The organism is Leptospira stimsonii, from assembly GCF_003545885.1.
GTDB classification, from domain to species: domain Bacteria; phylum Spirochaetota; class Leptospiria; order Leptospirales; family Leptospiraceae; genus Leptospira; species Leptospira stimsonii.
Genome location: NZ_QHCT01000003.1, coordinates 318,390 through 338,997 on the forward strand (window position 1 = coordinate 318,390; position 20,608 = coordinate 338,997).

The window sequence follows — 20,608 nt, forward strand, 5'->3', positions numbered from 1 at the left end:
TTAGTTCTCCAAAACCTGACTAATCATCGAGTCAATTTGTATGTTAGAATCTTCGACTCCACCGTTGCCTAAGACGCTACGAATAGTCCGTATGTTTTTTCCGGTTTTTAGATCCACTACGAAATAAGTCATATTATAACTTTCTAATACTTTTTTTCCTAAGAAAACAGGAAAGACAACGATATAAATGTCCGTGACCGTGACGTGCGGTCTATAATCCAAAAGAACTGGAAGAATTGCATAGTCTTGTTTTAATTTCAGACTTTTAAAATCGCCTTCCAATCCCTTCAAATCGCTAACAAAGAAATCGTCGTCCGTTTCGATTGGCTGTGGAACCGTAGCGGCATTCGCCAAGGCGCCATCATTCATGGCTTTTACAAATTGTGCTTGTAAAAGTTCCTTACCCGATGCCAATACAATCCGTTCCGTTTTTTCTCTTTCCCAAACAGAAGTATATATTTTCGACAACGATTTAGTAAAAGAAACATCCGTGAGAGATTTTTTGATATCGGAAGGTGTTGCCTGGATGAAGTTCGGATTCGTGACTTTCATAGAGTCGAAGCGACCATCGATTTGGCTACTAATGGCGGCTACCGGATAAACAGTCAATGTCGGTAGAATAGCCCATTTTTTGGTTTTCAATTCATTCATCTTAGGACTTGGAGCGGACGAATACACCCTCGCACGATAAGGCATGTCTACGCAGGTTGTCGTCCAAAAAAGAACGCTCAGTAGAATCAGGAAAAGTTGAGTCTTGTGTTTCATATCAGTTTGCCGCCTTTGCGTTGATCAATCCGTTGACCAAAACGGATGCAAGTTTTCTACCTCTTCCCGGACCGCTTACGGGAGAATCTTCAGAAGAAATAAATTCTTGGAAGAGAAGTTCGGAAGATTTCAATTCAATAACGGAAGCAGAATGAAAAATACCTCTTCCGTTCCCCATCGTATTCGAAAAATAAGCACCGGAAGAAAGCACCAACAATGTATCCACAAGAGGAAATGCACCCTCATCCGAATATACTACAATTGCGTATTTAGTCCCAAGACTTTCGGATAATTTAGCAAGCAATGCCGGATTCGCTTTGAGAGCGATCGGATCATGGAGATTGATATTCGCGAGTTCAGGATCCAATTTCAGTTCTTGAATTTTGTTACGGCTTTCGCGAAAGGAAACGATTTCCAGACCTTTGATGTCTTTGAGTTCGTTTTCAAATTCGGTTAAGAAAATTTTTTCATCAATATATCCATACTTTTTCACTGCGTGATTTTCATGAATAAGAGCCACCTTACCTTCAATAGAGAGAGTCGGTTGCGGTTTATACTGTTTTCCTATCCTAAAGCGATAGCAATTTCCAAAAAATGTCGCTATCACAAGGATCGGAATCAGAACTTGGTATGTGTTTTTTAATTTCATACAATCCTTCGATTCAAAATGAGTTTTTTCTAAATAAGAAGCCCTTAACAAATTTGAACACCTTTTTTTGCCACAAAAACCGGAAGATTCTAACGTTTCGGGTAAAACTATGGTCTTTGGACTTTCAGATCTGCTTTTCCTATGTTATGGTAAAGGTGAACAATCTCAGATAACATAGAAAAAAAACTTTTCCTCGGAACACAGAATGCCAATCTCCTCCGTTATGATCAAACTTCACGGCGCGAGTCTCAGCAATTATGTAAACAAGGTAAAACTCGGAATCTTAGAAAAGGGATTGGAGTTCGAACAGATACGGATCGCACCTTCCCAGGAAGAAGCGTTTTTAAAAATCAGTCCGATGGGAAAAATTCCGGTCCTGGAAGTCGAAGGAAAATTCCTTTTCGAATCCGGGGCCATCTTAGAATTTTTAGATACGATGTTTCCACAAGAGCCGAGACTCATACCGGAGGATCCTTGGGAAGCCGCGCTCGTGAGAGAGATCACGACGATGATCGAAACGTATGTCGATCTTCCCGCGAGAAGAATTTATATCCCGTCCACGCGAGGAAAAGAAGTTCACCAAACACTCTTAGACGAAGTGCATCCGATTTTGGTAAAAGGAGTAAAGGCTCTGCAGAGAGTCGTTCGATTCTCCCCTTACGTCGCGGGAAAAAGCTTTACGATGGCGGATTGTTCGGCGTTCGCCAATCTCACTGTGGTCGATGAGGAACTCAGAAAATTCTTTCCGAACAATCATCCCTTGGATTTTTTGGAAGGTTGGAAAGAATACTTCCAGTTTATGAAAACGAAGGAAGGACCGGCGATCATAGAAAAGGAAAAAGATAGACTTCGGAGGATCATCGCGAGGGCAAAAGTCAAAGTGGAATAAACCAAAGCAAATTCTTATTTTCCCATTCTAAAATTGATTTGACTCCCTTGTTGTCGGAATTAGCCTGCTCTGGTCTTTATGGAACCAGAAAAAGTAATCTCTATCCCGATCCGGGAACTTCCCCATCTCAAAGTTCTCTTGGCCGGCTGGTATAATTTTTTAAAAGAAAGTTACGATCAGAAGCAGATCAACCAGAACGAGTTCAAAGACGCACTCAGAAGCAATGTAGTCTACAACATTGATCAAGATCAGGTCGAAGTCCTCTTAGCAGGAAAGGAATCCTTGCTTCAGAGTTTTAGAAAGAGTCTTTCTTAATTCTTCCTCAAGCCGCTTTGAGACCGTAGAGTTTGAGAAGAGAACTCACCTTGGGTTCTCTTCCTAAAAATCTCTTAAAAAGGACCATCGCGTTCTCACTCCCACCCTTCTCCAAAATTTCGCCGAAATACGCTCCGCTCAGATCCGGGTCAAAAACTCCTTTCTCGACAAACGCGAAGAAGGCGTCCGCACTCATAACCTCCGCCCATTTGTAACTGTAATACCCGGCCGCATAACCTCCGGAAAAAATATGGGAGAATCCGTTTTGAAAACGATTGTAAGAAGGAGGAATCACGACGCTCACTTCCTTTCTTACGTCTTGAAGAATTTGATGAACTTCCTCCTCGGAATGACGCTTTTGATGGATGAGAATGTCGAAAAGAGAGAACTCGAGTTGTCTAACGATTCCCATCGCTGAAAGAAAGTTTTTTGTTTCTTTCAACTTTGAAATCATGGAATCCGGAATCGTTTCTCCGGTTATATGATGTTTTCCGAATATTCTAAGAACGCTCGCTTCGGTTGCAAAATTCTCCAGAAACTGAGATGGAAATTCCACGGCGTCCCATTCCACACCGTTGATTCCGCTGACCGGAGGTTCTTCGATTTTCGTGCAGAGGTGATGAAGCGCGTGACCCATCTCGTGAAAAAAAGTGACCACGTCGCTGTGTTTCAAGAGCGAAGGAGAATCGGAAGTGGAAACGGGAAAGTTACAAACCACGAACGCAGTGGGAAGAATTTCCTCTCCGGAGATACGATTTCTGGAATACCAATTGTGCATCCAGGCCCCGCCTTGTTTGTCCTTTCTGGCTTCGAGGTCCAGATACAAACGGGAAAGAAGAATCCCGTTTTTGTAGAGATCGAAAACCTGCACTTTTTCTTCCCAAACTTTTGCGGAGGTTTTTTTAAATTCCAAACCGAGGAGTTGTTGCAAGAATTGGAATGTTCCGGAAACTACTTTTTCCTTTTCGAAATAAGGGCGGGTCTGTTCCTCGTCGAAGTCGAATCTTTCTTTCAAAAGTTTTTCACTCGCATAAGCAGTGTCATACGCTTGGAGAGAATCGATTCCCAAAGTTTTTGCAAAATCGGAAAGATCGTCGAATTCTTTTTGTGCGATCGGTTTCGCTTCCACTGCGAGATCTCTTAAAAACCGAAGAACCGTTTCTCCGGAATCGGCGACTTTTGTCGCGAGAGAAAGTTCCACGTAATTCGGATAACCGAGAAGATGCGCGAGTTCGTCCCGGAGCGCGAGGATCGATTCGATGAGCTTTCCATTCTGCGGAGCCTTCGTGGTGTAAGCCTTATATAAGGTTTCTCGAATGGAACGATTGGGACCGTGGGTCATATAAGCGATGTAACTCGGCATCTGAAGCGTAAATCGAAACTTTCCGTCCTTCGTTTTTGCGGAATTCAGGTCCGATTCCGGAATTCCTTCCACGTCCTCTTTTTTATCCAGGATCAATTCGTAGGCATTGGTGGCGTCCAAGAGATTTTGAGAGAATTGATTGTCAAGGTCGCTGAGTTGGATGGAGATTTCCTGGATTCTTTTTTTGGTTTCTTGCGGAAGTCCGATTCCGCTCAACTTGAATTGGATGATCGCGTCTTTCAAAACTTTTTTCCGAGGAACGCTCAGTGTGGATTCTTCGTTTTTAAGAATTTCTTGATATACCTTGTTCAGTTCTTCGTTTTGTCCGAGGTCGGAATAAAACGCGGTGATCTCCGGGAGGACTTCGGTATAGAGCGCCTGAATTTCTTTCGAATTCCGAACACTATTGAGATGAGAAAGAACCGTAAACTCGATCTGCATTTCTTGTACGAGATTGTTCAAAGGACGAATGACGGATTCGTAAGTCCTTTCTTTTTTTTCGAGAAGTTTCGGAAGTTCCTCTCGGATCGTTTTGATTTTCTCAAGGATTTCGTTTTTGGTTCGTTCGGGTTGATCTGCTTTGAATTCGGGTAACATCTCCACCAATCTCTTTTAGGCTACGAAGACTTCATCCATTTTTTGAAAGAAAGAATCCGAGTTTTAGAAGGAAGAATCCGGAAGTTCGGAAATTCTGAAATCCGATTCCAAAAATAATTCAAATGTGAGAAGAATCCGATTCCAAAACGGTAAAAAAATGGGAAGCGTTGAGGAAGGATCTTCCATAAAGAATCAAAAAGATAACAAAAGTCTAGATTCGAAAAGAGATGCCCTGATTTCTCGTTTCAAACCTCGAACGTTCGTTCTTGGAATTCTTATAAAAAGCGATCGAGATGCGGGAGTTTGCAATTGACCGGGGGAGAACGAAGATTAAAACACGAATCTATGTTCTTTCGACGAATTCTTATCCTTTCTCTTTTTCTCTTCTGGATTTCCAATTGTGAAATCGGAAAAAACGACCTTCCCCACTTTACGGGAAATCCCGAATGTTCTTTAGAAGAACTCCCGGTCTTTGCCCAACCCGCAAACGATATCGAAGACGGAAATTCTTTGGAAGCCGTCTATTGCTCCGCGAGGGAAACGTCTTCCGGAAAAAGAATCGAATTGAGTCTTGTCTTTCGGGATGAAAGACATCCTTCTGCTTGGAAGGATTTTGTGTATCGAATTTACAGAAAGTTTCGTTATGGAAGATCCAAGGACATTGAAAGTCTCCGCGTTCAATTTTCGAAAACGGGAGAATGGAGCGCGATTCATCTCAAGAATGTCTACGGAGGCGATCAAAGCTTTGACGCCGATCCCGTAAAACATTTGGATTCGATTCTCAAACCGGATCTGTTGAAGCACGATCAAAAAAGACCGATTCTTTATGTGAATACTTGGAATCATATGTTCTCGGAAACCGATCGGAATCCGAATCTTGAAAAAAAAATCTTAACCGAATTCGAAATTCGTTTTGGGACAAGAGAAGATTTAGACGGCTTTTACGGCGGTAAGTAATCTGGGACAGATCGTAGAAGTTCTACCAACCTAAGAGGAACAAAGAGACTTGTTCTGAATTTAATTTTGCGAACCTCGGAGCACCGGCGAGAGTTTTTTTCGGACCGGAAATTTTGAGGTCAAGCTGGAAGGCGTTTTCGTAACAAACAAGAATCGAGGCGAATTTTTGTAGGAGTTCCTAGCGCGGAGGAGATCCGAGAGTTAGTTGCAAAAAGTTTGATTTTGTGATAGAGAGAACTCCCCCGAGTTTTTCCGCCCCCCACCCCTCCACCCGAAAATCAGGGTGGGGCCCGCGACTTTCACGAAAGAACGTCGGAACTCCGACAGGCTTTCCGAAAAGATCTCCGTTCCGCACCCATTCTTTGCAGATTCTCCAGAGAATTCGAAGAAGAAAAAACTTTTCCGCAAGATTGCCGACAAAAGACTGGAAAAAACGAAAAAAGATCGAGAGGCCGATTACTATGACTAAAGTTCCAAATAAACCTTTTGCAGAACTTGCTCCCGGGACGCCCGTTTCCAAGGATCAAGTAAAAAGAAATATTTACGGAAGATATCTGGAAGAATTTACCGAAGGCGAAATTTTCGAGCACCCAAGAGAAATCACGATCGATCGAGCTTTCGCGCAAGAATTTGCGACTACCTTTATGGACGCAAATCCACTCTTTCTTTCTTCCGCCTACGCTCAGGCACACGGGTTTCAGGATATGCTCGTATCCTCCCTTCAGGTTTTTAATATCGCTCTTTCCCTCGGAGTTCAAAACGATTCCGAAAAGGCCCTCGCGAATCTCGGTTATTACAACGTTCAATTCTTAAAGCCCGTCTACCCGGGGGACACTCTTTCCGCGAAAACAAAAATTCTCAAAGTGGACGACAAAGGACCGGACAAACCGGGAATCGTAAGCGTCCGTACGATTTGTTTAAACCAAAAGAAAGAATTGGTTCTTCAATATGAAAGAAAGATCATGATCTATCAATCCAACGGAAAACCGAAAGGAAATCCGAAACCGGTGGTCAAGGAAGCCTTTTTTCCGGAAACAGACGCGCCGGTAATCGAACTCCCCTCTCTAAAATTTCCGAGCGAATTCAAATCGGCTACCTGGTCTGAAACCTATTTCGAAAATTTCAAAGCTGGACAAATTTATATCCATCAAAACGGAAGAACGATCACGGACGAACATTTCCCTTGGACCTACAGAGTCGGAAACACGCACCCTCTTCACTATGACAAACTCTATTCCGCGGGAATCTCGGGTCCGATGGGCGGAGAGCCGGTCGTCTACGGTGGTCTCGTCTTCGCTTGGTTATGCGGAATGGCTTCCAGAGACATCACGGAAAACATGATCTGGGATCTCGGATTCACCGAAGGATATCACACACAACCTTCTTTTAGCGGAGACACGGTCACGGCGATCACGAGAGTTCTCTCCGTGGAAGACAGAGGAAACGACTTTGGAATTCCCGCCGGAGCCGTTCATCTCCAAATCATCGGTTTGAAAAATATCAAAGCCAACGACGCCTTCGAAAAATTCGGAGAAGATCTGTTCTTAAAAGAAAACGATAAGAAAAAACACGGCAAAGAAAAACTCGCCGAAAAGATTTTCGAGATCGAAAGAAAGATCTTAGTAAAGAAAAAAGGATAATTCTTTTTCAAAGCAAACGCCTCCGCCTCAAAACGGGGGTTTTCACGCTTTTCACCTCGCCTATTTTTCAAAATATCAGAATTTCAGAATATACAAAAGTTTTAATATATTATCCAAAACGACACATCTCTTTGGAAAAGAGATCAAGTTTGACATTTTCCAACTCAACAATGACGGAATAGCTCATTGGATTTTTTTTGAAAATCTTATCATAGCTCTCTCCAAGATCTTTTCGATCGACGTTTCCTTAAGAGACTCTCCACGCTCAATCCTAAAGAAAAATGACCTTCGGAAGCGAATCAGAGAAATTTTCAAATCCGGTTCAGAGGTGATATATAAAAAAGGGCAAGCCCTTCTTCTAAGATCTAATATTTGTGTGAATTCCCACTTGATTTTGTCCCATTGACTAGCCTTGCGATTCTAAATCCTCTATCCCATTTAAAAAATGTAATAGTTCCCACAGGATTTTGAGAATGATCTAAATTTAAGAGGAAACAATGACTTCGAATGATGCATGACTCCGAGATTACCAGTTTTTGTGAGTTCCCACTTGATTTTGTCCCATTGACTAGCCTTGCGATTCTAAATCCTCTATCCCATTTAAAAAATGTAATAGTTCCCACAGGATTTTGAGAATGATCTAAATTTAAGAGGAAACAATGACTTCGAATGATGCATGACTCCGAGATTACCAGTTTTTGTGAGTTCCCACTTGATTTTGTACCATTGACTGGTCTTGCGATTCTAAATCCCCGGTTCCATTCAATAAATGTAGTAGTTCCCACAGGATTCCTTTCTAAGACATTCAGTTGTTGCGACAAAAGAATCGCAAAGAAAAATCTTGATCTGGATTTCAAGTCCGACCTCCGGTCGCATCAAAGGTGAGTTAGGATGGAAGCAAATATTTATTCTCCAATTTAAGTTTTGATTTGCAGATTACCATTTAACAAGTTTCAAAACGGTTCCTTTGAAGGAGTTCCTACGCTCTACTCTCAACTATTTCTATTTTCTATCGCGGCTCAAAACCTCGATCATTTCCGCTTTGAGTTCCTGAAAATACTCCGTCTTTCCTGTAATTCGAAAGAGTTGCGAACTTCCTTGAAAGAGTTTAAGAATTTTTTTGGCGGACGTGAGAGCATTTACGGAAGAATCCAAGTTGCCTTTCCGTTTTTCCGATTCGAAATACGATTCGAGAATACGAATCCAACCCTCTATGATTTTGTCGGAGACGATCTCAAATTCTTCGTTCTTCTCTTCGACGCTGTTGATAAAACGCGCGACCGGACAACCTAAAAATCTTCCGCTCTTCACTTGTTTCAGAAGAACTCCGTTCCAAGTGTTGATAAATTCTTTCCAAGAAGTCGCACGCTCCATCATTCTCTGGAGACCGTTTTCAAAATTTTCCCCTTGCAGTTTGAGATATTCGAGAGCGATCTCTTCTTTGGATTGAAAATATCGATAAAAGCTGGCCTTGTGGGTTCCGGAATCCGCGATCAGCTGGTTTGTCGAAGTCCCGGAATACCCCCTGTGATAGAATAAATCCAAGGCGGAAGTCATCAGACGATCGTAAGGATTACTCTGTTTTTCTAAATTCTGAGCCATACTAATGGATCAGAGTCCCAGAACCTAAAAAAAGTTCAAGGAAAACTAAAAATTTGTAGACTAATTAGTCTACAAAGAATTCAAATTGCGATAGACCAAATAGTCTATCTAAGGAAGGAAGAATGTCGGAACTGATTCTCGCGGAAAAAAAAGGTCCCATTTTACATATCATCTTCAACCGACCCGAAGAAAGAAATGCGTTCAACGTGGAGATGCTCTTTGCCCTGAGTCGAGCGTACGACCAGATGGAAGCAGACCCAACGATCCGAGTCGGCTTGGTCTACGCAAACGGAAAACAATTTACGCTCGGATTGGAACTCACGGACGTCGCCGAATTCTTAAAAAAAGAAAAACGTTTTCCTCTTCCTGAAGAGAGTATCAATCCTTGGGGAACCACCGGACGTCGAAGGACCAAACCGGTCGTCGTCGCCGTTCACGGAATGTGTATCACTCTTGGAATCGAACTTTTGCTCGCGAGCGATATCCGAATCGCGGCAAAACGTTCAGTCTTTGCGCAAGTGGAAGTGCAGAGAGGAATTTTCCCGTTCGCCGGAGGAACACTGCGTTGGCCAGCGCAGTGCGGTTGGGGAAACGCAATGAAATACATTCTCACCGGAGAACCTTTCGAAGCGGAAGAAGCCCTCCGCATCGGCCTAATCCAAGAAATCGTAGAAAAAAACGAACTCGTCTCCAGGGGGATTCAACTCGCGGAAATGATCGCGGCCCAAGCTCCTCTCGGAGTTTTTGCGACGCTCAAATCCGCTCTGGATTCGGTTCAGTTCGGAGAATCGAAAGCCGCAGAAGATCTTTTTCCCCAGTTGCTCTCCTTGATGGAGACAAAGGACGCGGAAGAAGGGCTCGCCTCTTTTGTGGAAAAGAGGAAGGCAGTATTTCAAGGGATTTGAATATTCTTTTTATTTAATTTAATAAAACGATTTTTTATTTGGAGTCCGGCATCGTTCTACCATAAGAATTCAATCGTTTCTAAAGCGAATATTTTCCTTCAGGATCGGAAAAATGAAATCTGTCCAAGGCAAAGAAACTCCGGGGATTCGAAGCGGAGAATTCCACAGGCGCCGAAACCATTTTTTCGATTCGGAAGCGGCCCACAATAAAGAACAAAGGTGAATTATGAAACGAATCGTATTCAAAAAAAAGAATGTTTTAGAATGGGAAGAAATTCCGGAACCGACAATCCAAGGGAAAAATCAGGCCATCGTAAAACCCCTCGCCGTCTCGCGTTGTGATCTGGATATTCCGATCGTCAACGGAGACACGTTGATGCGTCCGGGAATTCCGATCGGACACGAATTTGTGGGAGTCATCGAGGAGACAAGCCCGGAGATCGAAAACCAATTTCCAAAAGGAACCAAGGTGATCATCCCGTTTCAGATTTCCTGCGGGCTTTGTCCCGAATGTAAGGATGGACATTCAAAAGCCTGCAATTCCGTTCCTTTCGCGAGTTTTTACGGAATGGGTCCCGGAGCAAAACAGTTCGGCGGGGCACTCGCAGAAAGAATTTGGGTTCCGTTTGCGACTCAGATGCTCATACCGATGCCTTCCACGGCGGATACGATCGCTCTCGCGGCCATCAGTGACAACATGGTCGAAGCCTGGAAGCTCGTCGGTCAGTGGTTGGAAAAAAAACCGAACACTCCCGTGATGGTCTTGGGCGGTTCCGCTTCCAGCATCGCATTGTATTCCGCTTCTCTTGCCGTCGGAATGGGCGCTTCTGAAGTTCTCTACATCGACAACGACGAGGAAAGGCTCAAGATCGCCAACGATCTGGGTGCGACGGTCGCTCCGTATTCTTCTCTTCCCAAAGCTTGGTCGAAAAAATTTCCTCTCATCGCCGATTGTCACGGACTCAAAGAAGGTTGGGATTTTTGTTTGAGGTCCCTTTCCACGGAAGGAATCTACGGATGTGCCTCCGTTCACTGGACCAATAAATTAGAGATTCCTTATTTAGAATTATATAATACGGGTGCGACGCTTAAAATTGGAAGGGTTGATTCAAGAGAATTTATTCCAAAAATGTTGGAGAAGATCGAAGAAAAAAAGATCCTTCCCGAGAAAGTGGTTACAAAAACCTGTAGTTTCGAGGAAGCGATCCACGCTTGGTCGGAACCTGCGGTGAAGTTAGTCGTGAACATGAACCTTTAACCTTGTGAATCAACTGGCTCCTTCGGAGAGATTCGTCTTTTTCGGAGGAGTTTTTTTTGCGAACTTGTCGGAGTTCCTACTAGTTTCGAAACAGATTTTCTTCTTGAAAAATGGATCTTTTTGTGTTAGAGAAATATGCGCCAAAATTTCCCACAGACCCGCCTCCTCCACCCAATCAGGGTGGGGGGCGCGACTTTCACGAGAAGACGTCGTAACTACGACGGTTCTTCTGAAAAAGACGAAAGCTTATCGGTTGAAAATGAAATAGCGAACTTTTATCTCTCGAGGGTAGCGCTCATCGATCCTTTCGAATTGGACATCCTCGGGTCGGCTCCGTAGGTGAGGATTCTCTCTTGGACGTGTTCTGCGTGTTCAAATTCTCCGGAAAAGACGACCGTTCTTTTTTCTTGATCGACCTGGACCGCGTGTAGGAACGCTTTCTCGACGGACATCGTACAGATTTCCATAAGCATCTCGATCACGTATTCGTAGGTATGTTCGTTGTCGTCCCAGAGGACCACCTTCCAAGGTCCTCCGCTTGACTTCGTGGTTTCCTCGGTGATTTCGTTTAAGTCAGGAGTTTGTGTGCTCGCCATCTTTCAACTCAAAGTCCGAGAAAATAAAAGAAGAATTTTGTCCGCTCTTCACTCTTTCGTCGCTCGTAATCGGAACGCCGATCAAAAACTTTCTGCTCCCCACTTCTTGACAATCCATGGGAACTCAGTCATAAAAAGATACAATACCGATCTTAGAAGAATGGATGAAAAACATTATCCTTTGAGTTGAATCGCTTTTTTCGCGGCCTCAACGATATTCTTAGAACGAAGGCCGAAATAATCCAAAAGTTCTTTCCAGGTTCCGGATTTCCCGAATTGATCCTTCATTCCCACTTTCAGGATATGAACCGGATATTCTTCGGAAAGAAATTCGCTCACCGCGGATCCGAGTCCGCCGACCACGTTGTGTTCTTCACAGGTGACGACCGCTCTGCACTGTTTGGCGTATTTCAAAATGGCTTCTTTGTCGATCGGTTTGATCGTCGCCATATTGAGAAGAGTCGCGGAAATTCCTTCTTTGGATAATTCTTCGACTGCTTTCATGGCCTCGTTTACGATCACTCCATTTGCAATGATGAGAACGTCCTTTCCTTCCCTCATCACCTCGGCTTTTCCGATTACAAATTGATAATTCTCTCTTTCGATCACAGGGACGTTGGGACGACCGACTCGAACATACACCGGACCTTTGTAGTCAGCGATCGCATGGATGATCTGTTTGCATTCGTTGTAATCCGAAGGACAGATCACGGTCATTTCGGGAATGGCTCTCATGATCGCGAAATCCTCGATACATTGGTGGGACGCTCCGTCCTCACCCACTGTGATTCCGCCGTGAGACGCTACCAATTTTACGTTTAAGAATGGATAGACGACGCTGTTACGGACCACTTCCCAGGCTCTTCCCGCGAGAAACATCGCAAAGGAAGAAGCAAACGGAGTCAGACCGGAAAGTGCGAGCCCGGCCGCGTGTCCGACTAAGTTCTGTTCGGCGACGCCTACGTTAAAAAATCGTTCTGGAAACGCTTTTGCGAATTTATTCGTCTTTGTTGATCCGGAAAGATCCGCATCGAGGACCACGACGTCCTGACGGGAAACCCCGAGTTCATGCAAAGCGTCCCCGTATCCGTCACGAGTCGCTTTTTCTGTCGCAGTTGCTGTACTTGGAGCTCCCATTTGATTCTTATCCTTTTAGAGCCGCGGCTTTGTCGGTTTCTTCCCAAGTAAAGGTGGAACCCTTTCTTCCGAAGTGACCGTATGAAGCTGTCTCTCTGTATTTTCTTCCTTTTTCAAGGAGTTTTAAGGATTCGATGATTCCTCTCGGAGTCAGTCTGAAGTTCGCACGAATTCTTTTTACGAGTTCGTCTTCGGAGATTTTTCCCGTTCCAAACGTATCAACGTGAACCGAAACCGGTTCCGCAACTCCGATCGCATAGGCAAGTTGCACTTCACACTTGTCCGCAAGGCCGGAAGCTACCACGTTCTTGGCGATATAACGTCCCATATACGCCGCAGAACGGTCCACTTTGGAAGGATCCTTTCCGGAGAATGCTCCTCCTCCGTGTCTTCCGTATCCACCGTAGGTATCTACGATGATCTTTCTTCCGGTCAAACCGGCGTCACCGTGAGGACCGCCGATGATAAACTGACCGGTCGGGTTAATAAAATATTTCGTATCCTTGAGAAGATTCGCAGGAATGACCTTCTTGATACATTCTTCGATCAAAGACTCTTCGATCTGTTTGTGAGTGACATCCGGAGAATGTTGTGTGGATATCACGACGGTATCGATTCTCACTGGTTTTCCGTCTTTGTATTCGACGGTGACCTGGGACTTTGCGTCCGGTCTTAAGAATTTGAGTTTATTGGAATGTCTGAGTTCCGCTAAGTATTTTACGAGTTCGTGAGAATAATAAATCGGCATCGGCATGAGTTCCGGAGTCTCGTTGATCGCAAAACCGAACATCAAACCTTGGTCGCCGGCTCCTTGTTCTTTGAAAAGTCCTTCCCCTTCGGTCACCCCTTGAGAGATGTCCGGACTCTGCGCGTGAACGTGAGCGGAGACAACCGCGAAGTCGGCGTCAAAGCCCATCGTGATGTCGTTATAACCGATATCACGGATTACATTCCTCGCGATCTCTTGGGCGTCCACCTTACCTTTACTTGTAATTTCACCAGCGATCACGACTAAATTCGTGGTCACCAAGGTTTCACAAGCAACTCGAGACTTTGGATCTTGCTCCAAATACGCGTCTAGAATCGCATCGGAAATTTGGTCGCAAACCTTATCTGGATGGCCTTCTCCGACCGATTCCGAAGTAAAAATAAAATCTTTTAAAGACATTTGTTCTTCCTGATGGTGAAATTGACTGAGTAACCGTAATGGAAACCCGCTTTCATTCCAAAAACCTATGGATTCCTTCAGTGTCAAGAAGATCCAAACTATGTTCCCAACCGATTCTACAACAAATTGAACCGTTTAGAGCAGAATTGAATTGAATCGAGAGCCGCCCGAATATTTTTGAGAAACAATGAAAATCCGAGTCTCCGACATCAAAGTTAAGAATCGTATCCGAAAAGATTTGGGCGATCTTCGCCCCTTAAAAGAATCCATCCAAAAGCTGGGTCTTTTGCATCCGATTCTCATCGATCTGGACAATACCTTGATTTCCGGAGAGAGAAGACTTGAAAGCGTAAAGTCGCTCGGTTGGGAATATGTCGACGTTCGGATCGTAGACATTCGAAATAAAAAGGAAAGGGTTCAGATGGAGGCCGAAGAAAACAACATTCGTTTGGAATTTACTTCGGAAGAACAGGAAAGAGTCCAGGAGCTTCTGGAAAGGTATTCGTATTCAACAATCTTCGGAAGAATCCTTGCTTGGTTTTTGGATCTTTGGGACTGGATCAAACGGTTTTTTCAAAAAAAATGAATTCTTCTTCGTTTCATTCGGTGATTTAGAAGTTTTTTCCAAAAGAATTCTAAACCGTAGATCGGGCCAGCCACGCTTCTTAAGGACCATTTGAGACTTTGGATTCTTTTTTAAGTTCCATTTTAATCGGATTCTATCACTTTCAGGTAAAAAATTATTCAATATTGATTTACAAAAAGTTCCCGAGTCCATACCGTGATTTTCCTAACTAAGGAGAGTCTATGAAAAAACTTTCGATTTTGGCTATCTCCGTCGCACTCTTTGCAAGCATCACAGCTTGTGGAGCATTCGGCGGTCTGCCAAGCCTAAAAAGCTCTTTTGTACTGAGCGAGAGCACCATCCCAGGGACAAATGAAACAGTAAAAACTTTACTGCCCTACGGGTCTGTAATCCATTACTATGGATACATCAAGCCAGGACAAGCGCCAGACGGTTTAGTCGATGGAAGCAAAAAAGCATACTACCTTTACGTTTGGGTTCCTGCTGTTATCGCTGAGATGGGAGTTCGTATGATTTCCCCAACTGGCGAAATCGGTGAACCAGGCGACGGAGACCTAGTAAGTGACGCTTTCAAAGCGGCAACTCCAGAAGAAAAATCAATGCCAAATTGGTTCGATACTTGGATTCGCGTTGAAAGAATGTCCGCTATTATGCCGGACCAAATCGCTAAAGCGGCGAAAGGAAAACCACTTCAAAAGCTCGAAGACGATGATGATGGAGATGATACTTACAAAGAAGAGAGACATGCAAAATACAACTCTCTTACAAGAATTACCATCCCTAATCCTCCAAAATCTTTTGACGAACTGAAAAGTATCGATACTAAAAAACTTTTAGTAAGAGGTCTTTACAGAATCGCTTTCACTACCTACAAACCAGGTGAAGTGAAAGGATCTTTCGTTGCATCAGTTGGTCTGCTCTTCCCACCAGGTATTCCAGGTGTGAGCCCACTGATTCACTCAAATCCTGAAGAACTGCAAAAACAAGCAGTAGCTGCTGAAGATTCTTTGAAAAAAGCTGCAGCTGAAGCTACTAAGTAATTCACACTTAGTTTGCAAGTTGTTTATGGTAAAAAAGCCGCCGCAAGGCGGCTTTTTTTTATTCTATCACTTTTTTTGAATACAACGAAAATCGAAAGTGATTTCTAACTTACAAACGAGATCCACCAATCCATTCTTTTCAAAAACGATGCGCAAACTGGACGGTGATACCCAAGAAAAAAAACGATTCTTTTCCTGGTTCACGACAATAACGGCCAGTTTTCAGAACGAATTCTTCCTTTGATCGTTTTAAAATGAAAAACACCGTTCCGGATTCTTCTCTTCTTTTTTGGGGCGAAAACCATCCCTCCGGTAAAAACGGTGAGATTGTCGAAAACTTTACTGAAAAGATATTAGAAATAAAAATCGGAAATTCCAATTCTCATCTCCCATTCTGAATGAAACAGAAATTCTTTCTCCTTGGAGTTCACCAAAAACGATCGCAAACAATAGAGCCATTCCATGGAAACCGAACTTCGAAACAAAACAGAGAGAGAGCGGAAGTATCTGAGGAACTCCGCAAGAGGAACGTTTTTACTCGCATCCATTTACGGTCTGTTACAGAAACGCTTTCAGATCCCCTCTTACTCTGTGAAAAGAATCGCAGAAAATATTCACAATCCGAAACACCAGCTGATTTGTAGAAAAGAAAGGCCAAAGGCGGACAAATCGATCCTTGCATTTGGATCGGAAAACGTCTTTGCCGAAGAATCAGAAAAAAACCTTTCCAGCACTGACAAGATTCGATTCCAAGATTTCCCTAAACAACGTTCGATATGGAAGAATTTCGGTTTTCAGGTTAGGAATTCGGCCTCGGAGTGACATTAAGACTAAAATCAACCTGAACATAAGTTCATAAAGGATTTGAAATGATAGAGACTAATTATTTCTCGGACAACGCGGATCTACAAGAAAACTTTCAGACGATCGTAGACTGGAAAGAGATCATCGACGGCTTTGAAGGCGACTTTGAAGATCAAAAAGAATATCAGAAAAATGGAAAAGAAGAACTGGCGATGGCGCCCGGTTCGTACGAAGATGCATTAGAATATTATAAATCGATTTTAGAATCCGGAGGTGAAATCGCCGGAAAACAAATCGCACCTCTCGCAAAAGACATGGATGTGGAAGGACTCAAGTATTCTTCCGGAAAGGTTACGTTTCCCGAAGCGATGGTAAAAGGAATCAATCAGGTCAAAGAAGCGGGGATTCTCCCTTACAGCATCGGAAGACATCACGGAGGACTCGGGATTCCTGCGACCGTTCAAACGATGATGATGGAAATGTTTTCCAGAGCGGACGGCTCTTTTGCCATCACCCTCGGTTGTCTCAATCTCGCTGAAACGATCGAAAGATTCGGCTCCCCCGAAATGGTGGAAGAATACGTACCGAAAATGGCAAGAGGAGAATTGTTTGGAGCTATGGCCCTCACCGAGCCAAACTACGGTTCCGATCTTCCGAATCTTCAAACAAAAGCGGTCAAGGATGCGAACGGGGTCTGGAGACTCACGGGGGCAAAACGTTTTATCACGCACGGATGTGGGTTCGAAGGAATTCCAGCCGTGATTCTTACCCTTGCGAGAACCGGAACTCCTACGAGTGGCGCGAGAGGACTTTCCTTTTTCCTCGTTAAAAGCTCCGATGTCTTCATCGCTGGGATCGAAAAGAAGATGGGACTTCACTGTTCTCCGACTTGCGAAGTCGTTTATGAGAATTCTCCCGGAATTCTCATCGGAGAAGAAGGTTATGGTTTGGTGCGTTATTCTATGGCGATGATGAACGGCGCCAGACTTTCCATCGCCGCCCAAGCGATGGGAATCGCGACCGCGGCCTACATGGAAGCGAAGAAGTATGCTTCCGAAAGAGAACAGTTCGGTAAAACGATCCAAAACATTCCCGCTGTGAGAAAAATGCTTTCTGCGATGGATCGTGAAATCGCGGGTATGAGAGCGATTCTTCTGGAAGCTTCCCGTTCGATCGACCTCTATCATTGGAAATCGGAACGTCTGAAACTCAAAGGTGTGGACGAAAAGGAAATCCGCAAAGACGAAACCATTCGTAAATGGGAAAAACTGGCAAATCTTTTTACTCCATTATCGAAGTATTATATTACGGAACTTGCAAATAAGATCGCGTATGACGGACTTCAGATCCATGGCGGCGCCGGATTCACTTACGACTACGATATCTCCAGAATTTATAGAGACGTAAGAATCACGAACATCTATGAAGGGACCACACAACTTCAGGTCGTCGCCGCGATCGGAGGAATCGTTTCCGGAATGTCCGCAAAAGGTCATCTCCGTCAATACTTCGAGGAAGAATTCTCCAAAATCTCCGCCTCTTCCCTTTTGATCGAGAACAAAGAAACGTTCGAGAAAATCGTAGAGGCCTATACTTCCGTGGAAAATTCTTCTTTGAGAGACGAAGTTGCTTTCGAGGTCGTGGAATCGACGGCTCGGATTTTGATCGGACTTCTTTTGGAAAGATCCGCGTCTCGCTTGAAGGGAGAAACAAAGGACAAAAAAGCTCTTCTTGCCCGGGAATACAATCTCGAATCCAAGGCAATTCTTGCCTCCAACAAAATCGAAATCGAAAATCGTCAAGGACAACTGACCTTCGCGTAAGAACTTCTTCTTTGTCTCGTCTTCGAATCGAAATCCTTTTCGGAGGCGAGACACTTTCCTTTTTTTTTCGTTTCTCCTTTTACCTTTTCAAATTTCGAATTCAAAAAGTTGCTGGAAACTTATTTCCGATTCGGATTTAACGTAGCTTCTGAGGATTTTCCTCTCGAGGAGAATGAACCATGGTTCACAAAGTATTCAATTTCCTCTTTGACCTGATTTATAAAAAGATATCCTACACGTTTGCCGTTGTGGTCTTCGCTCTCAGCGGAGCCTACTTTGGAGCCTTTTACGCATATATTTTCGGTTCTGCTGTGATTCCCGAGTTTACCGCATCCAATCATAGAGAAGTGTTTCTCGCGTTTGTCTTCAGTACTCTTTTTGCCTCGATCGGTCACAGCATTCAATACGGAATTCTTTCTCCTTTTTCCGTTCCTGGATTGGAAAGGCAGATTCAAAAAATCAATTCAAACCTTCGTCCGGATGTGACTCTACGGCATAAGAATACCTTGGAATTGGAATCCCTTCTCAAATATCTGATCCAACTTCCGAAACACAATATGATCGCCTCTTTCGGTTATGCGATTTTCGTTTTTTCCACGGTTGCGATCACACATCTCTGGAGCCAAAAGCCGTTCTGGGAATTGGCCTTTGTATTTATCGGTTGGAGTACGGCGGTTTTCGTTTATTGCGGTTTTTCTTATATCATCACCGATTACTTTACGGGACAAAAAAGAGTTGAGATCAAAGTGATCCTCTCCAAAAAAAATGTCCGTATCAACAAGGAATTCGGAATCGTCAGCTTGAAGGGAAAATTTATTTTTCTTCTGACCTTAATCTTACTTTCGCTTACCATCCTTTCCCTGTTCGTTTCTCTGGGGAATGTTTGCGCGCGCGTTTAAAATTTAAAAAACGCACGCAAAACGCAACTGAAATAATTTCGACTTACCCCCATCCTGAATTAATGTCGATTTGATCTATTTCCTCGACGGTCACGGCGGACTGGATTGCAGATTTCAAATCTGAAACTTTTTGAAGCAAGAAAGTTTTACGAATTGCGCCGTCACTCAAAACCTGCTTTATCTGTTGCGCTGAGTGGACAATATATTCTTTCACATTGTTCGAATCGGTGCATTTATAAGGAACGGAGGAATTCAAAGATACCGATCCAACTAAATTCAACTGATCGTCTCTATCTGAACCATAAAAGTGAGGAGACCCCAATGCTGAAGATGTAAAACCTGAAACTATTTTTGTTTCGCATATCGAATTCACGAGATTACGCATAGAGTCTTTCTTTTTCTCAAGATCAATGATCCAACCAGATGAAGTATGAAGTTGATGCGGAACAATCGCCCCGCTTTCATCTCTTAAGGGTTCATCTATAGTTTCAATATCAAGGTTAATCTCTTCGTTCCAATCTTGTAGAACTCGTTCGATTCCCGATAGCTTGTTGTAAACAATTTTCAATACGAACTCTTTTACAATTCCACCTTCTGTCTCAGCTTTGAAAATTTCACTTACTTGAGGATTATAATTGAGCGAAAACACAATTTCATGCAGATTTGAATTGAAATCCTTCCAAGATTCTTCCCCACTTAGCAATTTAGGATCGCTATTGATCCACACAACTTCCTTCGTCTCTTTATCGAGAATGTAATTCATTATGCTACCCTCACTTTGTATTTCACTGCGATCCATGCAGGTGTTGTTTCATCGCCCATTCGAGGACTACCATTCGATCCATCATTAGTTGGTAAACCTAAACTTGTTGATACACCAAAAGTTGTCCCATCTGCCATTGCATTTCCTGGAGCCATTCTTAGATAGGGGGCAATGAGACCATGAATATGACTATGAGATCGGTCTTGTCCATCGAATCCAACAGAACCGCCATCGTAATTTCCATTTGCGGCCTTTGCTCTCGATCCATGAGTTCCCGCACCTCTCGCAAAAATTCCTCTGCGATCCGGAACATTGTATGTCGTTGACCCGTCGCCAAACCCGTATTCTACATTCACTATCATGTCACCAGTCTGCGAGGAGGTAAGATCTATAATCGAACCAGAAGGTGTCGTAGAAATCTGAAAATCATTTGTGGTAGGATTTCGAACATAGTATTTTGTAAGAGCCGTTATCCCGCCTCCGGTAAAAGCGAATTTTACCAACTGTCCCTCTATACATCCGTGAGAGGATAAGTTAATCCTATCAGTCGCAGGAGTAATGCTCGTTACATTCCTATGAATTAAATTCCAGAGAGTCACGAACGTTGTTCTGGAAATTGCCTGCGAGTTTGCCTCTTTGAATAGAGAACTATTTGCTTGGTCCAAATTGTCTTCGATGATTCCTCCCAATGGGACTTGAGCGGCGGAAAGGTTTGCGTCTGTCTGATCGTGACGATCTTTCGAGTATTGAGCATTTTCGTAAATACGGTCAATTTCGTCATCAATAAGATCACCGTCTGCGGGTGTGTTCTTAGTCCAAGTTCGGGTTTTCGACGGATTAAATACGGCCATT

General features: G+C 43.6%; 19 protein-coding genes. 10 read left to right on the forward strand and 9 right to left on the reverse strand.

Going from position 1 to position 20,608, the window contains the following annotated elements:
• Complete coding sequence (locus DLM75_RS12760) at positions 1–765, reverse strand: hypothetical protein (RefSeq protein WP_118968886.1); 765 nt, start codon at positions 763–765, stop codon at positions 1–3.
• A 1-nt stretch (position 766) separates the two neighbouring features.
• On the reverse strand, positions 767–1,414 hold the full coding sequence (locus tag DLM75_RS12765) for a hypothetical protein (protein ID WP_118968887.1): 648 nt from the start codon (positions 1,412–1,414) through the stop codon (positions 767–769).
• 223 nt (positions 1,415–1,637) lie between these two features.
• On the opposite strand from DLM75_RS12765, the gene DLM75_RS12770 reads away from it, so the two are divergent.
• Positions 1,638–2,303 (forward strand): glutathione S-transferase family protein, encoded by a 666-nt coding sequence (locus DLM75_RS12770; protein ID WP_118969172.1) that lies wholly within the window; start codon positions 1,638–1,640, stop codon positions 2,301–2,303.
• A 78-nt stretch (positions 2,304–2,381) separates the two neighbouring features.
• Positions 2,382–2,618: a hypothetical protein gene (locus DLM75_RS12775; protein ID WP_100784314.1), complete on the forward strand. Its 237-nt coding sequence runs from the start codon at positions 2,382–2,384 to the stop codon at positions 2,616–2,618.
• 7 nt (positions 2,619–2,625) lie between these two features.
• Here DLM75_RS12775 and DLM75_RS12780 read toward each other — a convergent pair whose 3' ends face one another.
• Positions 2,626–4,578, reverse strand: a complete 1,953-nt coding sequence (locus DLM75_RS12780; RefSeq protein ID WP_118968888.1) for a M3 family metallopeptidase — start codon at positions 4,576–4,578, stop codon at positions 2,626–2,628.
• A gap of 345 nt (positions 4,579–4,923) precedes the next feature.
• Here DLM75_RS12780 and lsa23 point away from each other — a divergent pair, with 345 nt between their 5' ends.
• Both lsa23 and DLM75_RS12795 read left to right on the forward strand, forming a co-directional pair.
• Positions 4,924–5,535, forward strand: coding sequence for a surface adhesion protein Lsa23 (gene lsa23 / locus DLM75_RS12790; protein ID WP_147456632.1), 612 nt, complete (start codon positions 4,924–4,926; stop codon positions 5,533–5,535).
• 461 nt (positions 5,536–5,996) lie between these two features.
• The gene (locus tag DLM75_RS12795) at positions 5,997–7,175 is read left to right on the forward strand and encodes a MaoC family dehydratase (protein ID WP_118969173.1); all 1,179 of its coding nucleotides are present in this window, start codon (positions 5,997–5,999) and stop codon (positions 7,173–7,175) included.
• A gap of 1,002 nt (positions 7,176–8,177) precedes the next feature.
• Here the strand turns inward: DLM75_RS12795 and DLM75_RS12800 are convergent.
• Entirely contained in the window at positions 8,178–8,777 is a 600-nt protein-coding gene (locus tag DLM75_RS12800; RefSeq protein WP_118968891.1) for a TetR/AcrR family transcriptional regulator, read from the reverse strand.
• A gap of 122 nt (positions 8,778–8,899) precedes the next feature.
• On the opposite strand from DLM75_RS12800, the gene DLM75_RS12805 reads away from it, so the two are divergent.
• Both DLM75_RS12805 and DLM75_RS12810 read left to right on the forward strand, forming a co-directional pair.
• Complete coding sequence (locus DLM75_RS12805) at positions 8,900–9,682, forward strand: crotonase/enoyl-CoA hydratase family protein (RefSeq protein ID WP_118968892.1); 783 nt, start codon at positions 8,900–8,902, stop codon at positions 9,680–9,682.
• Positions 9,683–9,908: 226 nt separating this feature from the next.
• Positions 9,909–10,940, forward strand: coding sequence for a zinc-dependent alcohol dehydrogenase (locus DLM75_RS12810; protein WP_118968893.1), 1,032 nt, complete (start codon positions 9,909–9,911; stop codon positions 10,938–10,940).
• 275 nt (positions 10,941–11,215) lie between these two features.
• Here the strand turns inward: DLM75_RS12810 and DLM75_RS12815 are convergent, their stop codons facing one another.
• The 3 genes from DLM75_RS12815 to metK all read right to left on the reverse strand — a co-directional run bounded on the left by DLM75_RS12815 (position 11,216) and on the right by metK (position 13,841).
• Positions 11,216–11,536: an ATP-dependent Clp protease adaptor ClpS gene (locus DLM75_RS12815; RefSeq protein ID WP_118968894.1), complete on the reverse strand. Its 321-nt coding sequence runs from the start codon at positions 11,534–11,536 to the stop codon at positions 11,216–11,218.
• Positions 11,537–11,710: 174 nt separating this feature from the next.
• Positions 11,711–12,673, reverse strand: coding sequence for a transketolase family protein (locus tag DLM75_RS12820; protein ID WP_118968895.1), 963 nt, complete (start codon positions 12,671–12,673; stop codon positions 11,711–11,713).
• A gap of 7 nt (positions 12,674–12,680) precedes the next feature.
• Positions 12,681–13,841, reverse strand: a complete 1,161-nt coding sequence (gene metK / locus DLM75_RS12825) for a methionine adenosyltransferase (RefSeq protein ID WP_118968896.1) — start codon at positions 13,839–13,841, stop codon at positions 12,681–12,683.
• A gap of 187 nt (positions 13,842–14,028) precedes the next feature.
• On the opposite strand from metK, the gene DLM75_RS12830 reads away from it, so the two are divergent.
• The 4 genes from DLM75_RS12830 (at position 14,029) to DLM75_RS12855 (ending at position 18,993) form a co-directional block, all read left to right on the forward strand.
• Positions 14,029–14,427 (forward strand): ParB N-terminal domain-containing protein, encoded by a 399-nt coding sequence (locus DLM75_RS12830; RefSeq protein WP_118968897.1) that lies wholly within the window; start codon positions 14,029–14,031, stop codon positions 14,425–14,427.
• Between the two features lie 221 nt (positions 14,428–14,648).
• Positions 14,649–15,467, forward strand: a complete 819-nt coding sequence (gene lipL32, locus DLM75_RS12835; protein ID WP_118968898.1) for a major surface lipoprotein LipL32 — start codon at positions 14,649–14,651, stop codon at positions 15,465–15,467.
• Between the two features lie 869 nt (positions 15,468–16,336).
• Positions 16,337–18,094, forward strand: a complete 1,758-nt coding sequence (locus DLM75_RS12850) for an acyl-CoA dehydrogenase family protein (RefSeq protein WP_118968901.1) — start codon at positions 16,337–16,339, stop codon at positions 18,092–18,094.
• A 179-nt stretch (positions 18,095–18,273) separates the two neighbouring features.
• Positions 18,274–18,993, forward strand: a complete 720-nt coding sequence (locus DLM75_RS12855; protein ID WP_118968902.1) for a hypothetical protein — start codon at positions 18,274–18,276, stop codon at positions 18,991–18,993.
• A 43-nt stretch (positions 18,994–19,036) separates the two neighbouring features.
• On the opposite strand, the gene DLM75_RS12860 is transcribed toward DLM75_RS12855, so the two are convergent.
• Together DLM75_RS12860 and DLM75_RS12865 are read right to left on the reverse strand one after the other, a co-directional pair.
• On the reverse strand, positions 19,037–19,756 hold the full coding sequence (locus DLM75_RS12860) for a DUF4376 domain-containing protein (RefSeq protein WP_118968903.1): 720 nt from the start codon (positions 19,754–19,756) through the stop codon (positions 19,037–19,039).
• Positions 19,756–20,607: a hypothetical protein gene (locus DLM75_RS12865; protein WP_118968904.1), complete on the reverse strand. Its 852-nt coding sequence runs from the start codon at positions 20,605–20,607 to the stop codon at positions 19,756–19,758. Before DLM75_RS12865 ends, DLM75_RS12860 begins: the two co-directional genes overlap by 1 nt.
• Position 20,608: the final 1 nt, after the last annotated feature.

What these genes read in the sequence shown, in the direction of transcription:
- DLM75_RS12760 (WP_118968886.1), bottom strand. Translation starts at nt 765, where the DNA reads ATGAAACACAAGACTCAACTTTTCCTGATTCTACTGAGCGTTCTTTTT.
- DLM75_RS12765 (WP_118968887.1), bottom strand. Translation starts at nt 1,414, where the DNA reads ATGAAATTAAAAAACACATACCAAGTTCTGATTCCGATCCTTGTGATA.
- DLM75_RS12770 (WP_118969172.1), top strand. Translation starts at nt 1,638, where the DNA reads ATGATCAAACTTCACGGCGCGAGTCTCAGCAATTATGTAAACAAGGTA.
- DLM75_RS12775 (WP_100784314.1), top strand. Translation starts at nt 2,382, where the DNA reads ATGGAACCAGAAAAAGTAATCTCTATCCCGATCCGGGAACTTCCCCAT.
- DLM75_RS12780 (WP_118968888.1), bottom strand. Translation starts at nt 4,578, where the DNA reads ATGTTACCCGAATTCAAAGCAGATCAACCCGAACGAACCAAAAACGAA.
- lsa23 (WP_147456632.1), top strand. Translation starts at nt 4,924, where the DNA reads ATGTTCTTTCGACGAATTCTTATCCTTTCTCTTTTTCTCTTCTGGATT.
- DLM75_RS12795 (WP_118969173.1), top strand. Translation starts at nt 5,997, where the DNA reads ATGACTAAAGTTCCAAATAAACCTTTTGCAGAACTTGCTCCCGGGACG.
- DLM75_RS12800 (WP_118968891.1), bottom strand. Translation starts at nt 8,777, where the DNA reads ATGGCTCAGAATTTAGAAAAACAGAGTAATCCTTACGATCGTCTGATG.
- DLM75_RS12805 (WP_118968892.1), top strand. Translation starts at nt 8,900, where the DNA reads ATGTCGGAACTGATTCTCGCGGAAAAAAAAGGTCCCATTTTACATATC.
- DLM75_RS12810 (WP_118968893.1), top strand. Translation starts at nt 9,909, where the DNA reads ATGAAACGAATCGTATTCAAAAAAAAGAATGTTTTAGAATGGGAAGAA.
- DLM75_RS12815 (WP_118968894.1), bottom strand. Translation starts at nt 11,536, where the DNA reads ATGGCGAGCACACAAACTCCTGACTTAAACGAAATCACCGAGGAAACC.
- DLM75_RS12820 (WP_118968895.1), bottom strand. Translation starts at nt 12,673, where the DNA reads ATGGGAGCTCCAAGTACAGCAACTGCGACAGAAAAAGCGACTCGTGAC.
- metK (WP_118968896.1), bottom strand. Translation starts at nt 13,841, where the DNA reads ATGTCTTTAAAAGATTTTATTTTTACTTCGGAATCGGTCGGAGAAGGC.
- DLM75_RS12830 (WP_118968897.1), top strand. Translation starts at nt 14,029, where the DNA reads ATGAAAATCCGAGTCTCCGACATCAAAGTTAAGAATCGTATCCGAAAA.
- lipL32 (WP_118968898.1), top strand. Translation starts at nt 14,649, where the DNA reads ATGAAAAAACTTTCGATTTTGGCTATCTCCGTCGCACTCTTTGCAAGC.
- DLM75_RS12850 (WP_118968901.1), top strand. Translation starts at nt 16,337, where the DNA reads ATGATAGAGACTAATTATTTCTCGGACAACGCGGATCTACAAGAAAAC.
- DLM75_RS12855 (WP_118968902.1), top strand. Translation starts at nt 18,274, where the DNA reads ATGGTTCACAAAGTATTCAATTTCCTCTTTGACCTGATTTATAAAAAG.
- DLM75_RS12860 (WP_118968903.1), bottom strand. Translation starts at nt 19,756, where the DNA reads ATGAATTACATTCTCGATAAAGAGACGAAGGAAGTTGTGTGGATCAAT.
- DLM75_RS12865 (WP_118968904.1), bottom strand. Translation starts at nt 20,607, where the DNA reads ATGGCCGTATTTAATCCGTCGAAAACCCGAACTTGGACTAAGAACACA.